Here is a 13,388-nt window from a genome sequence, read left to right on the forward strand (position 1 = left end):
GCCGTCACGTCAGGCGGGCTGTGGATCTTCCGGTGCCACCAGCTTGCGATAGAGATGCCAGGTGGTGTGGCCGAGGATCGGCAGGGTCAGGAAGAGGCCGATGAAGAACGCCCCGATGGAGACCAGCAGCAGGATCATGATCACGAAGGCCCAGCCGATCATCGGCAGCGGGTTGGCCACCACGGCCTTGATGGAGGTGATCATGGCGGTGACGAAGTCGATCTCCCGCTCCAGCAGCAGCGGGAAGGAGACGACCGTCAGCGAAAACAGCACCAGCGCCATGGCGGCGCCGATGATGTGGCCGACGGCGAGGAACGTCAGGCCCTCCGGCGTTCCCAGCACCACCGAGACGAACTCCGTCATGGTGGTCGGCGCGCGCAGCCCGATGAAAAGGGCGATGAGGATGCGCACCTGGTACATCCAAACCACCAGGATGAAGAGGCTGACGAAGGCCATCCAGCCAAGCTCGCGCTTGCGCTGGGCGACGATCACGCCGAGCACGCCCTTCCAGTCCAGTTCCTGGCCGATCTCGCGCCGGCGGCTGACCTCGTAGAGCCCGACGGCGACGAAAGGCCCGATCAGGGCAAAGCCGACCGCCAGGGGGTAGGAAAGGTAGCCGATGCCGAGCGCCACGGCGCAGAGCACGATGACCATGCCGCCGACCGCATAGACGCCACCGAAGAACAGGCCGAAGAGCGGCGCGGCGCGGAAGTCGGCCAGGCCGCGGCCCAGGGCGTCGACGACGTCGCCGGCGGTGATGGTCTGGACGCGCGGTGCGGGTTTGGGCATCTCGGCCGCGGTCACGGGCTGCTCGCTGCCATCGCCTGGCGCGATGGCGGGGTCCTGATCCTGGCTCATGCGCTCCTTCCTAGGTCAGCGGTCCCCACGGTCCCATGATCTGGATCAAACCGCCTCTCCGGACGTGACCCTTAGGGCCTCTCCCCAGACAGGCTGCTCTCTGCTAAGCATAGGCGCGAACCCCTTGTTTGAGGAGCCCCTGTGCCGATGTCAGCTGTCGACCTGCTGCCCACCCTGTCTCCGGAGACTTTGCTGGCCTTCATGGTCGCCATGCTGGTCCTGGCGCTGACCCCGGGGCCGGGTTTCCTGGCCGTGGTGGCGCGTGCCATGAGCCGGGGGTTCGGGGCGGGGCTTGCGGCGACAGCGGGGCTGGTTCTCGGCGATCTGCTGTTTCTGGCCCTGGCGATCCTGGGGCTCAGCGCCCTGGCGGCGGTCCTCGGCGACTTCTTCCTGGTGGTGAAGTGGCTCGGGGCGGCCTATCTGGTCTGGCTCGGCATCGCCCTCTGGCGCAGCGGTGGAGCGGCGGCGCAGTCAACGCCGCCCGACACGCCAAGGCCCAAGACCTCCCACCGTGGGTCTCTGGCACTCGGCTTTCTCGTCACCCTGGGCAATCCCAAGGTGATCCTGTTCTACGGCGCCTTTTTGCCGACCTTCGTCGACCTGGGGTCGCTGACCCTTGGCGACGTGCTGCTGCTCGGCACCGTGGTCGCCGCGGTTCTGTTCGCCGTGCTGGGCGTCTATGCTTTTCTTGCAGCGCGCGCGGGACGGGCGATGACGAGCAGCCGGGCGCAGCGCTGGCTGAACCGCGTGACCGGCGGTCTGCTGGTGGGGGCCGGCGTCGCTGTGGCGACGCGGTAAAGAGCACGTCGCTGTGGCGACGCGGTAAAGAGCACGTCGCTGTGGCGACGCGATAAAGAGATCGTTGCAGTAGCGACGCAACAAAGAACCTGTCGCTGTGGCGGCGCGGCAGGACACCAGTCGCCGCGCGGGAGCGGCTGAAGAACCGGGGGAGGGGATCATGGCCTTTGAAGGGATCAATTATCTGGCGGTCGTGGTCGCCATGGTGGCCAGCTACGCCTTCGGCGCGGCCTACTACATGGCGCTCGCCAAGCCCTGGATGGCGGCCCTCGGCAAGACCGAGGCAGAGGTGAAGGCCGGCGCCAGCCCGGTGGTCTACGGCGTGGCCGCCTTCGCGCAGCTCATCATGGCTTTCATGCTGGCCGGTGTCATGGGCCACCTCGGCGCGGTCGGCATGGGGGCCGTCGGCGGCCTCACCACCGCCTTTTTCGTCTGGCTCGGCTTCGTCGCCACCACCCTGGTGGTGAACCACGGCTTCCAGGGCGCCAGGCGCAGTCTCACGCTGATCGACGGCGCCCACTGGCTCGGCGTCCTGCTGATCCAGGGCCTGGTGATCGGGCTGTTCGGGTTGTGAGCGTCAGCGGACCTGAGGCACTTCTTACCCGGACGTTTGTCACCGCGCTTTCATTTGTCACCCTCGGGCTTGACCCGAGGGTCCATTAGTCCGTGCGCCCGAACCTTCTCGCGAGCGTTCCAGGTTGGCGCTGCCATGGATGCTCGGGTCAAGCCCACTGGTGTCCGGTTTAGATTCAAACCCATAGCAAGGCCATTTGATTTGGGTTTTCGCGTGGATCGGGTTGGGCGGTTATCAGCCGATCTATACGGCGTCGGTGCATGAGGTTTGCGCGGACGAGACGGGCGAACTTGAGCGGGCTTTGGATGGTTTTCTGGTCGCCCTGAGCCATGCGCAGGATCAGGAAAGCGATGAGGGCGACGGCAATCTGGATGCGTAGGGCGTTCTCGCTGGCTCCGAGGCAGTGGCGGATTTTGAGGGTTTGCTTGACCCATCGGAAGAACAGCTCGATGGCCCAGCGGCGCTTGTAGAGATCGGCGATTTCCCTGGCTGGGGCCTTGAGATCGTTCGAGAGAATGCGCAAGATCTTGCCGGTGTGGGTCTTGACGCGCACCTCGCGAACCGGGCTGCTGAAGGGGTTCTTGCGGCTGTTAGCCTGACGCTGCGGCAACAGCCCGATGCGGTCGGAGAGGATGCTGGTGCCTTCCACTACGTCGAGTTCAACGGCTCCAGCCAGGGGCGTATTGGACTTGAAGCGGGTGACGATGCGGCAACCGGCGGCATCCATCCTGGCCCACCAGCCGTAATCGTAGTAGGCGAGATCGAAGACGTAGGTAGCTCCTGCCTCTATCGGCATCGTCTGGGCGACGGTGATGTCGTTGACCTTGGCCGCGGTGACCGCCGCATAGATCGGCCGGTCAGCGGCGGGATCATAGATGACGTGCGCCTTGGCGCCGCAGGCTTTGGCTGAAAAGTGCGCCCACTCGCAGCCAATCCCGCTGAGGCGGATACTGGTGGAATCAATCAGATAGACCGCCTCACCGACTTTGCGGCGCAGGCCCCGCTGGGCTTGACCAACCATCGCCGCAAAGAGATCGCTGAATACCGCGCTCGGGCGCAGGGCATTGGCGTCCGACAAAGTCGAGCGTGACACTGGTCGCCCACCCAGGTGGTAGAGCCGCCTGGCATGGCTCTCCAGGCCGCCAACGATCTCCCGCAGGCTCGTCGACCCGGAAAGCTGCCCGTAAAGCAAGGCTATAAACTGGCTCTTGGTTGGCAGACGGCGAACCCGATGGTCCGCTCCGTGCTCAGCCACCAGGCGCTCGAACTCTCCCCAGGGAACCCGCTTTAGAAGATCGTGAAAAACGCTATTCTGGTGTCGCACGGTGTTGTTCCTTTCTCGTGTCCCAGGACGTCGCCAAACGCTTGGACACAAGTAGAATCAACACCGTGCGCTCAGTCCACCAAATCTAAACCGGACACCAGTGGGTCAAGCCCGAGCATGACGGATGATGATGCGGCGATGGAGTACCCCATCTTCGCTCTGATGCGGTGGTCCGCTAGTCCACGAACATGGGGCCGGGGTTGGTGTAGAGCTCTTCGTAGTGAACCAGGCTCTGCTCGCCTTCCAGGGGGCAGGGCTGGCCGCCGCGGAAAGCCCACTCGCCGCGGTCGCAGTTCGCGGCCACGACATAGCCGTTGATGTAGAAGCGCCGGTCCATGGCCGAACGGTTGGGGCCGGAGCCGTGCAGGGTGTGCACGTGCCAGAGCGCAACGTCGCCCGGCGCCATCTCCAGGGTGCGGACATTTGCCGTGTCGACGCCCAGGCGCGCGAGGTCGGCGGTATCGAGCGCTTCGTGCATCGACGGCTTCTCGGGGTCGAAGGGCAATTCCCCCAGGCGGTGGCTGCCGGGGCAGACCACCATGGCGCCGTTCTCCGCGCTCTGCCGGTCGACGGCGATCCCCGTCTGCACGTAGGAGGCGGCGAGATCGCGATAGGCCTCGCGCGGCCGGCGGGAGCGCGAATCCTGGTGAAAGCCGAACTCGGCCGCAGCGCCCGGCGGCTTCCAGTGCAGCTGGTTGATGATCTGCTTCAGGTCGCGGCCGATCAGCGGCTCCAGGATTTCCAGCAGGCGCGGATCGCGGCGCACGGCTTCCAGGTCTTCGTCGATCCAGCCGGGCCACTGCGCGAGGCGCAGCACCCGCCCGGCCTTGGGATCGTCGGCCAGCCGGAAAAAGGTGTTGCGGTCGCGCCAGCTGCGCCCGCCGGCCAGCGCCCGCGCGTGAATGCGGTCGAAGGCCGCCGCCATGGCCGCCACCTCGGCGGCGTCGAAAACGCCGCGGACCACGGCATAGCCCTCGGCCCGGAACTGCGCGACATGGTCCTGGTTCTTCGGTTCCGGGTTCATCGGTTCCGGACTGCCCCCCAATGGTCTGACCCAGTGATCTGACCCAGTGGTCTGACCCTCCGGCTTCCTGCATAGCACGAAGCCCGCGCGAAATCTCGATGCGGCAGTCCGGGCCTGCAGTCCGGGCCTGCACTCCGGGCCTGCGGGACGCAGGCTGGGTCTTTTCTGTGAACCTTTGTGCGGGCCGCCACGACTTAGGACTACGGCTGCAGCCCTACCCGGCTGAAACCGCCCTGCCGCAAAGCCCGCATCGGGTCCCGGGACCGGGACCCCTGCGCCCACACCCGTTTGTATTTGGAGAGTTCCGGTGACCCCGACACAGAAGCAAGTGATTAAGGAAACCTGGCGGCAGATCACGCCCATCGCCGAAGCGGCGGCAACGGTGTTCTACAACCGCCTGTTCGAGATCGACCCCTCCCTCAAACCCCTCTTCGCCAAGACCGACATGGAAAAGCAGGGTCAGAAGCTGATGCAGGCCATCAACCATGTGGTGGCCGGCCTTGAAGCGCCCGAAGCCCTGATGCCGGTGTTGCAGGATCTCGGGCGGCGTCACGCCGGCTACGGCGTGACCGAAGGGCATTACGACACCGTGGGCGCCGCCCTGCTGTGGACTCTTGAGAGGGGTCTGGGCAATTGCTGGAGCGACGACGCCAGAGAAGCCTGGGCCGCGGCCTATGCGCTGATCGCCGAGGTCATGATCGAGGCGGCCAGAGAAGCGGCCTAGGAGAAACAGTTTAGCGTTTCGCGTTGTCGGTCAGGATCTCGGCCAGGGCCTCGATCTTGGCCGAGCCCGCCCCCTTGCGCCAGAACAGCATGGTCCAGACCTTGTCCTGGCCTTCGGGCAGGGGGTGCAGAGAGAGGCGCTTGCGCTCCGGATAGGTGGCCAGCACGCTCCTGGGCAGCAGCGTGATTCCCATACCGACCAGCACGCAGCCCAGCATGGCGTAGTAGGAGGCGAGCTGGAGGACCTGGGCCGGCGTCTCTCCGCGGGCGGCGTACCAGTCCTCCAGGAGCCTGCGATGCGGGCAGCCGTGTTCGAAGGCGATCATGGTGCGCGGTGCAGGCCTGTCCGCAATGATCGGCGGCTGGCTTTCCTCGGCAATCAGAACAAGGTCCTCTTCGAAGACCGGGATCTGGTCGAACTGCTCCGGCGCGATGGGCTCCGCCGCCAGGGCGGCATCCAACTCGCCCGCCAGAACGGCGCGGGCCAGCTGCACCGGGTTGCCCGTGCGCAGCTCCACGTTCACCTCCGGATGGCGCTTGATGTAGGCGCTCAAGGGGGCGGGCAGGCGTACCGCCGCCGTGCTCTCCATGGAGCCGAGGCGGAGGGTGCCGCGCGGCCGCGAGTCCTGCACCGCTTCGCGCGCCTCCTCGGCCAGGTCCAGGAGCCGCTCCGCATAGTCCAACAGCACTTGCCCCGCCGGGGCCAGGTGCAGGCGCTTGCCCTCGCGGATGAACAGCGCGACGCCGAGGTCGGCCTCCAACTGCCGCACCCTTGTGGTGACGTTGGACTGCACGCGGTGCAGGCGCTCGGCGGCCCGGGTGATGCCGCCTTCCGCGACGACGGCGCGGAAGATCCTGAGGTCGGAAAGGTCCATCATCTCATCTAGAGAATAATTAGATCATATAAATTCATTTTATGTGATGTATGAAGGTTGGTAAACCCACCTCGGCACGGCGTCCCAATCAGTCTGCTCGGGAAGACTATCCGAAAGGACCCGATTGAACGGGCTCTTGGGGACGCCGGAGGCGCTGCTTTGCTGTTATTCTAAGGACTGTATTCACGCAGAAGCCGGTCTGCGGTTCGGGTCCGCCGTATGGGGCGGGAGAATCGCGGCGCCGCACGGTTTCTATACTTTGAGGACTGTTGGAGCGAACCAATGACCCCGCAACACGTTGAAACCCTGCGTGCGACCTGGCAGAAAGTTCTGCCGATCGGCGATACCGCCGCCCGGCTGTTCTACAACCGCCTGTTCGAAATCGACCCCGCTGCCGAGCAGCTTTTCGCCGGCACCGACATGGCCCTGCAGCGCCAGAAGCTGCTGCAGACTCTGAACGCGGCCATCGGCGGCCTGGACAATCTTGAGGGCCTGGCCCCCGTGCTTCAGGACCTCGGGCGCCGCCATGCCGACTATGGCGTTTCTGACTCGCATTACGACTCTGTCGGCGCCGCCTTGCTTTGGGCTCTGGAACAGGGCCTGGGCGACGACTGGACGCCGGAGGCCAAGGAAGCCTGGACCACCGCCTATGGTCTGATCGCGGAGACCATGCGCGCCGCTGCCGAGCAGCAGGCGGCCAGAGCCTGATCTCTATAGAGCCTGATCTCTATTCCGGCGCCTCGCTGCCACGGCTGCGATCGTGCTTTTCCTTTTCGTGTTCATCAAGACCAGGAGGACTCTCAATGGTCGCCTATTGGATTGCCCATGTGACCGTTACCGACGAAGACGTTTACGGCGAGTATGTGAAGCGGGCCGGCAAGATCGTGCAGGCCCACGGCGGGCGCTTCCTCGCCCGCGGCGGACGCCACGTCACCAAGGAGGGGACGGACCATGCCCGCAACGTGGTGGCGGAGTTTCCGAGCTTCGAGGCCGCCGTCGGCTGCTACGAATCGCCGGAGTATGCGGAGGCGCTGACCTTCTCAGGTCGTTCCTCCGTGCGTCACGTCTCCATCGTCGAGGGCGCTTGAGAGTCTGACCGTCCGGTTTTGGAGCGGGACTTGCCGCGCGTTTTCTGCGAGTGCTGCGCCAGGTCCCGCTCCCGCCCGGGGCGCTGGCGCTCGAAGGGGGCGAGGGCCGAGAGCATCAGCCAGTCCGGCAGCGCGCGCTTCTTGGCGCTCGGGCCTTCCAGGCGGATGCTGCCCTTGGCGATCTCGCGCTTGAGGGAGCGCAGGCCGCGCCAGGCCTCGATGAAGAGGCGCAGGTCCGCCATCACCTTCACGTCGACCTCGTAACCCGGGTCCTTCAGGCACATCTCCACTTCGCCATCGCTGTTCACGAGCCAGAAGCGCCGGCAGTCGCTGGGCGCCCCGGAGAACTCGAAGGCCAGAACGGTGCGGCCCGGCGGCATGGCCTCGGTATTCAGGCGGGTATGCATGCTCCAGACCAGGAAGCCGGGGTCGAGGTCCTCGGCCGTCATGTCGCGGGCCCAGCGCTGGCCCCAGACCGCGAGATCCATGATCAGCGGCTCCAGCTCCCAGCCGGCCTCGGTCGGAAAGTACGCGTAGCCGCGCCCGCCGGGCAGCGGCCGCCGTTCGGCGATGCCGGCGTCTTCCAGCTGTGCCAGGCGCTGTGACAGCAGGCTGGCGGACATCCGCGGGACGCCGCGGTGGATTTCGTTGAAGCGGCGGCAGCCGTCGATAAGGCGGCTCAGCACCAGAATGGACCAACGCTCCCCCAGCACTTCGCAGGCCAGGGACAGGGGGCAATACTGCCCGTATCCGCGGGTCATGAGGGCCTCCTCTCTGCTGCGGCAAGACTCAGGATGCGCCGAAGGCGGACCACCGTCCACTCCAGATTTAGGAGTAGTTTGCGGGTCTGAGCATGGACAGACTGCCGCCAAAGCCGCGTCTCAAGAGCCACGGAGGCACCCCCGATGACCCCTTCTCTGCGCCCGCAGGCATTGGCCGCAGACCTCTCGGATCGCAGCCTTGACGCCGCCGCGGTGGCGGCCTTCGCCGCGCGCCTGCGTGGACGCCTGGTCGACCGCCAGGCCCCCGATTACGAGGCGGTGCGTGCCGTCTGGAACGCCATGATCGACCGCCGACCCCTGCTGATTGCCGTCTGTTCCGGCGTCGCCGACGTGATCGAGGCCGTGACCTTCGCCCGAGATCAGGGCCTGCCCCTGGCGGTGCGCGGCGGCGGCCACAACATCGGCGGTTCGGCGCTCTGCGACGACGGTCTTGTGATCGATCTTTCGCAGATGCGCGCCGCGCGGGTGGATGCGGAAGCGAAGCGCGCCTGGGTGCAGGGCGGCGCCCTGCTGGGCGATCTCGACCGCGAAACCCAGGCCTTCGGGCTTGCGACACCGGGCGGCGTCATCTCCCACACCGGCGTGGCCGGCCTCACGCTGGGCGGCGGCTTCGGCTGGCTGTCGCGCAAGTACGGCCTGACCGCCGACAACCTGCTGGCGGTCGAACTGGTGACGGCGGAGGGGCAGCTGATCCGTGCTTCGGCGGAAGAGCACCCCGATCTGTTCTGGGCGCTGCGCGGCGGCGGCGGCAACTTCGGCGTGGCGGTCGGCTTCGAGTTCCGTCTCCATCCCGTGGGCCCGGAGGTGCTGTTCGGGCCGACCCTCTATCCGCTGGACCAGGCCGCTGCGGTGCTGCGCAACTTCCGCAACGTCGCCCCCGGCCTGCCACCGGAGGCCTGTGCCTGGGCCGACATGCTGACCGTGCCGCCGCTTCCCTTTCTCGACCCGCGCCATCACGGCACCCGGATGATCTCGGTGATGCAGTGCTATGCCGGCAAACCGGAGGACGGCGAAGCGGCGCTGGCACCGCTGCGCGGCTTTGGCGACCCGGTCGCCGATGCGGTCATGGCCCGGCCCTATACCGAGGCGCAGTCGATCTCGGACAGCTTCTTCGGCCACGGGCTGCGCAACTACTGGACCTCGGCCAACTACACGACCCTGAGCGACCGCAGCCTCGATGCCTTCGTCGAGCTTGCATCGAGAACGCCGACGCCACAGTCGGAGGTGATGATCCACCTCGTGGGCGGGGCGATCAACGATGTCGCGCCTGACGCCACCGCCTATCCTCACCGCGATGCGGTTTTCGTGCTCAGCCCCGGCGCGCGCTGGAGCGACCCGGGCGACGACGCAACCTGCCTGGCCTGGATCGCCGACTGCCGCAAGGCCCTGGCGGAGGAGTCGAACGGCGGCACTTACGTGAACTTCATCGCCGAGGGCGTCGGCCGCGAGCGGGAGGCCTATGGCCGCAACTACGCGCGCCTCGCCGCAGTGAAGCGCCGCTACGACCCGGACAATCTCTTCCGCATCAACCAGAACGTGGCGCCGTCATAACCGCGCCATGCAGGACGTCAGGCCGCGTCCCGCATCTTCCGGGCCGCCGCCGTCACCGCCTCGATCGTCGGATAGTTGGCCCGGTTCACCATCATGTCACGGGCGAGCCTGAGGCAACGGGTCTCGCAGGCAGCGCGGCGGTCCAGGTCTTCGATCCATTCCAGGTCGATGTTGTGAGCGAGGCCCAGGATGCGGCGGATCATCTTGGCGGCGGCGAAACCGACGCTGTCGGTGAAGAGGCGGTCCATGTAGGCCTCCTGTTCGGCCTTCAGCGCTTCGGCGCCGGCGGTATCGGCAAAGAGCGCGGCCGGGTAGGCATCCCCTGTCGCTCCGTTACGCCAGAGCGCCAGAAATTTGGCACGGAAGCCGGTCCAGACGCCCTCGGTCGCCGCCAGCACCCAGTCCTGATAGCTCTCGCGCGGGTCCTCCGGCGTCGCGTGGCCGTCCTGGCTGAAGTAGTTGATCAGCAGGTTGGCGATGACGGCGCCGATGTCGAAGCCCATGGGTCCGTAGAAGGCGAACTCCGGGTCGATCACCCGGGTGTCGTCTTCGGTCACCATGACGGAGCCGGTGTGCAGGTCGCCGTGGATCAGCGCCTGGGCCTCCGACAGGAACTTCAGCTTGAGGCGCGAGACCGCCACCTTCAGCGCCGCGTCCTCGCGGAACTCCCGGGCGATGCCGTCGAGCTGCGGCGTCGTCCAGCGGTTGTTCTCGGCGATCCTGTAGGGCTCGGTGAAGATCAGGTCCTCGGTGATCTTGCAGAGCGCGGTGTTGCCGCAGAATTCGGCCATGGCGGCCTTCTTCTCCTCCGCCGTGAGCGCGAGGTCCGAGGTGCCGAAGAGCGTGCCCGCCATGAAGGTGGTGATCGCCTCAACGAAGCCCGGATAGCGCACCGCTTTGATCATGCCCTGGCGCATGATGATGTGCGGCTGCAGCAGTTCCATGACGATGAGCGCCAGGGTCTGGTCGTAGTGCAGGATGTCGGGCACCAGGCCGGGCGCGTGCTGCGCTTCGGTGGCGAGCGCCATCTGCTCGAAGTGGGCGCGGCTGAGCGGCAGCGGCCAGGATTCGCCGACAAGGCGCACGTAGGGCAGGGCCTGTTTCACCGCGACGCCGCCGGCGGGTCCCTCGACGATGAAGACCAGGTTCAGGTTGCCGTCGCCGACCTCCCGCACCCGCCAATCGCCGGCCGCGCCGCCGAGGTGCGCCGCGACGGCCGAGACACCGGACAGGTAGGCCGCCAGGCTGGCTTCGCTCTTCGGCTCGTAGCCCTCCGGCACCGGCAAACCGCCGGCTGTCCGTTCCCCGTCCGTCGATTCCCTGGCCACCATGCAAGACCCTCCCTTTTTTGCCTGCTTCGATCTTTTTCGCCTCGGCCTTGGCCGGGCCGCAGGATAGCAGCGGGCGGCGCAGACGCCAGACGGACCCGTAAAGGCGTGTCCGGTCAATCGTTTAGCGGAAATGGATGATTCTGCAGTCGGGGTATCAGGAAGTGTTACTCCCTGTGGGAAAACTCACCGTACGCGCGATCAGCCTGAACCATAGTGTATGGGCAGCCGACCAATGCTGCATCGTCCCCCTCAGGGGCAAGCCGCACCACACGCCTTTCACCGCCAAGGCTAAAAAACTAGGAGAGCCCTGTGCCCAAGTTCTTTCGGGCCAGCCTGCTGGCCTTGGCGACATCCGCGGCCCTGAGTGCCCCGGCGTCCGCCGATATCAAACTCATCAAGGATGCCTCTTTCGGCGCTTCCGACAGCTATCTGAACAACCCCCCGGCGCTGGTCTTCGTGCCCAAGAACGGCAAATACGAGGTGCAGAAGTCGGGGAACTACCAGGTCAAGCTGCACCTCAAGGCGGAAAAGAAGTGGAATGGCCGGATCACCAAATGGGAAATCGTGGAGACGAGCGCCGGCGGTGGCACGATCGCCAGCAATGGCTTTCAGGACAGCTCTCTGAAGAAGCTCAATAAGACGGTCACCTTGAAGATCGACTGGAACAAGCTGAAGCACTTCGAGGCGAAGGGCCGCAAGGTCTGTGAGCAGCACGGCAAGCCGGACGAGAAAGTCATCAAGTCCATTAAAGGAGTACGCTTCGAGTTCTCCAGCTTTATCAAAGCCCAGAACAAGAACAGGACCGATACCTGGAAGGACTGGGATTACGTGCCGATCCGCGTCGTCTGCATGCCGGAGCCCTTCGCCGTGAAGGACGTGAAGCTGTCGGTGAAGTTCCACAGCTCGCCGTTCCAGTGCCCGGTGAAAGCCACCCTGAAGGCCGAGTTCGAGGGCAACAAGCCCGGCACCTTCAAGTTCCGGATCTTCCGCGATGACGCCGCCACCCAGGACCTCGTCACCCAGGACGTCACCCGGACCATCGGCAATGCCGGGAAAGTCAGCTACACCAAGCACTACACCTTCAAGAAGGCGGCGAAGCGCAAGTATCTGATCGCGGTGATCGGCCACCCGGTCGCCACCCAGTGGGTGCCTATGAACGTGAACTGCAACCCGAAGATCGACGGGTTCCAGGCCCCGACCAAGCCGCAGACCACCAACTACTGACGCTTAGGCCGTCTTAGAGGATGGAGCGGTGCTGCGCTGCGCCGCTCCGTCCCGGCCCCGCGCGAGACCGTTTTTACCCCCGCGTCTGAACCCCAACCCCAACCTTTTCGACAGACTAGTCACCGCCTCGTTAGGGGGCGCACCTCAATCCTTGCCTTTCCACCGCCGGGGCAGTTCCAACTAGGGAGATTTTTTCGTGTCCAGGTTACTGAAAACGACTTTATTGGCTCTGACCGCGGTGGCTCCCCTGGTGACCGGCGTCCTGAGCGGCCCGGCTCTTGCGGCGAGCGGCGGCATGAAGAACACATCATTCTCGGCCACACCTGTAGGCGATCTGCCGACCCTGGTTTTCCAGGAGAAGAATGGCAAGTACGTCTTGGGGAAGGGAGGGCCGAAGGCCACCATCAAGTTCCGTGTGAAAGCAGAGAAGAGGAGGAGCTTTCGGATTGTCGGGTATCGTATCGATAGTATGAATTCGGAAAGAAAGCGGATCACTCAGGTCCGGAACTTTTCCGTGAAGAAACTCGACAAAACGATCATGCACGAGATCAAGCCGGCCGAATTGCAGACCTTCACTGAGCTGGGCCGCAAGGTTTGTGAAGACGAGGGCGACCTGCAACAGGAGATCAGGAAGACCATCAAATCCGGCTCGACCTACATGCTTTCCCTAACAGCGCGCAGAAAGCAGATTGGCGGATATGGGTTCGATTACCGCTACGCCTATGCATCCGTTCCCGTCCGAATCATCTGCAAGCCCGAGCCCTTGAGGGTGATCGACGCCGACCTCACGGTGAAGTTCGACGGCTCGCCCTTCAGTTGCCCGGTGAAGGCGACGCTGACGGCGAAGTTCAAGACCAACAAGCCCGGCACCTTCAAGTTCAACCTTTACCGCGGCGATGGCGAAGTCCAGACGGTCACAAGAACCGCCGGCGCATCCAACACCGTGACTTTCACGAAGCGTTACACCATCAAGAAGCCCACCAACCGCAAGTATCTGGTCGCCACGATCCCGTCCGGCGCCGCGAGCGGCTGGGTGCCGATGAAGGTGCATTGCAACGGCAACGCCGGCGGCATCCAGGCGCCGAAGAACCCTCACTCCACCAACCACTAACCTGAAACCCTTTGCAAAGACGCCGGCGCCCCGGGAAACGGGGCGCCGGTTTTTTTGTATTGGTGTCTTCGCGCCGTGTCGCCGGCGAGGGGCTTGGCCGGCCTTGGTCCCTTGACTTCGGCATC

At 65.2% G+C, this 13,388-nt stretch carries 14 protein-coding genes; 8 read left to right on the forward strand and 6 right to left on the reverse strand.

Annotated features, from left to right (window positions below; translation table 11 throughout):
• Window positions 1–9 precede the first annotated feature (9 nt).
• On the reverse strand, window positions 10–858 hold the full coding sequence (locus ACO06P_RS20170) for a DUF2189 domain-containing protein (RefSeq protein ID WP_420347018.1): 849 nt from the start codon (window positions 856–858) through the stop codon (window positions 10–12).
• A 147-nt stretch (window positions 859–1,005) separates the two neighbouring features.
• On the opposite strand from ACO06P_RS20170, the gene ACO06P_RS20175 reads away from it, so the two are divergent.
• Together ACO06P_RS20175 and ACO06P_RS20180 are read left to right on the forward strand one after the other, a co-directional pair.
• Window positions 1,006–1,656, forward strand: a complete 651-nt coding sequence (locus tag ACO06P_RS20175) for a LysE family translocator (RefSeq protein ID WP_420347019.1) — start codon at window positions 1,006–1,008, stop codon at window positions 1,654–1,656.
• 160 nt (window positions 1,657–1,816) lie between these two features.
• Window positions 1,817–2,230: a DUF1761 domain-containing protein gene (locus ACO06P_RS20180; RefSeq protein WP_420347020.1), complete on the forward strand. Its 414-nt coding sequence runs from the start codon at window positions 1,817–1,819 to the stop codon at window positions 2,228–2,230.
• A gap of 175 nt (window positions 2,231–2,405) precedes the next feature.
• Here ACO06P_RS20180 and ACO06P_RS20185 read toward each other — a convergent pair whose 3' ends face one another.
• Window positions 2,406–3,554: an IS4 family transposase gene (locus tag ACO06P_RS20185; protein ID WP_420345314.1), complete on the reverse strand. Its 1,149-nt coding sequence runs from the start codon at window positions 3,552–3,554 to the stop codon at window positions 2,406–2,408.
• A 175-nt stretch (window positions 3,555–3,729) separates the two neighbouring features.
• On the reverse strand, window positions 3,730–4,578 hold the full coding sequence (locus tag ACO06P_RS20190) for a phytanoyl-CoA dioxygenase family protein (RefSeq protein WP_420347021.1): 849 nt from the start codon (window positions 4,576–4,578) through the stop codon (window positions 3,730–3,732).
• A 307-nt stretch (window positions 4,579–4,885) separates the two neighbouring features.
• On the opposite strand from ACO06P_RS20190, the gene ACO06P_RS20195 reads away from it, so the two are divergent.
• Entirely contained in the window at window positions 4,886–5,302 is a 417-nt protein-coding gene (locus tag ACO06P_RS20195; protein WP_420347022.1) for a globin family protein, read from the forward strand.
• A gap of 10 nt (window positions 5,303–5,312) precedes the next feature.
• Here the strand turns inward: ACO06P_RS20195 and ACO06P_RS20200 are convergent, their stop codons facing one another.
• Complete coding sequence (locus ACO06P_RS20200; protein WP_420347023.1) at window positions 5,313–6,179, reverse strand: LysR substrate-binding domain-containing protein; 867 nt, start codon at window positions 6,177–6,179, stop codon at window positions 5,313–5,315.
• 279 nt (window positions 6,180–6,458) lie between these two features.
• On the opposite strand from ACO06P_RS20200, the gene ACO06P_RS20205 reads away from it, so the two are divergent.
• Together ACO06P_RS20205 and ACO06P_RS20210 are read left to right on the forward strand one after the other, a co-directional pair.
• A complete protein-coding gene (locus ACO06P_RS20205; RefSeq protein WP_420347024.1) occupies window positions 6,459–6,884 on the forward strand; it encodes a globin family protein in 426 nt (141 codons plus the stop codon).
• A 95-nt stretch (window positions 6,885–6,979) separates the two neighbouring features.
• Window positions 6,980–7,264, forward strand: coding sequence for a DUF1330 domain-containing protein (locus ACO06P_RS20210; protein WP_420347025.1), 285 nt, complete (start codon window positions 6,980–6,982; stop codon window positions 7,262–7,264).
• On the opposite strand, the gene ACO06P_RS20215 is transcribed toward ACO06P_RS20210, so the two are convergent.
• Window positions 7,237–8,025, reverse strand: a complete 789-nt coding sequence (locus ACO06P_RS20215) for a winged helix-turn-helix transcriptional regulator (protein WP_420347026.1) — start codon at window positions 8,023–8,025, stop codon at window positions 7,237–7,239. The two genes, ACO06P_RS20210 and ACO06P_RS20215, sit on opposite strands and share 28 nt — an antisense overlap.
• A 144-nt stretch (window positions 8,026–8,169) precedes the next feature.
• On the opposite strand from ACO06P_RS20215, the gene ACO06P_RS20220 reads away from it, so the two are divergent.
• Complete coding sequence (locus ACO06P_RS20220; RefSeq protein ID WP_420347027.1) at window positions 8,170–9,597, forward strand: FAD-binding oxidoreductase; 1,428 nt, start codon at window positions 8,170–8,172, stop codon at window positions 9,595–9,597.
• 17 nt (window positions 9,598–9,614) lie between these two features.
• On the opposite strand, the gene mtnK is transcribed toward ACO06P_RS20220, so the two are convergent.
• A complete protein-coding gene (mtnK, locus tag ACO06P_RS20225) occupies window positions 9,615–10,928 on the reverse strand; it encodes an S-methyl-5-thioribose kinase (protein WP_420347028.1) in 1,314 nt (437 codons plus the stop codon).
• A 309-nt stretch (window positions 10,929–11,237) separates the two neighbouring features.
• On the opposite strand from mtnK, the gene ACO06P_RS20230 reads away from it, so the two are divergent.
• Window positions 11,238–12,152: a hypothetical protein gene (locus tag ACO06P_RS20230; protein ID WP_420347029.1), complete on the forward strand. Its 915-nt coding sequence runs from the start codon at window positions 11,238–11,240 to the stop codon at window positions 12,150–12,152.
• 196 nt (window positions 12,153–12,348) lie between these two features.
• On the forward strand, window positions 12,349–13,263 hold the full coding sequence (locus ACO06P_RS20235) for a hypothetical protein (protein ID WP_420347030.1): 915 nt from the start codon (window positions 12,349–12,351) through the stop codon (window positions 13,261–13,263).
• The last annotated feature ends 125 nt before the right edge of the window (window positions 13,264–13,388 follow it).

It is taken from the genome of Pelagibius sp. (assembly GCF_965227505.1).
Lineage (GTDB): Bacteria > Pseudomonadota > Alphaproteobacteria > Kiloniellales > Kiloniellaceae > Pelagibius.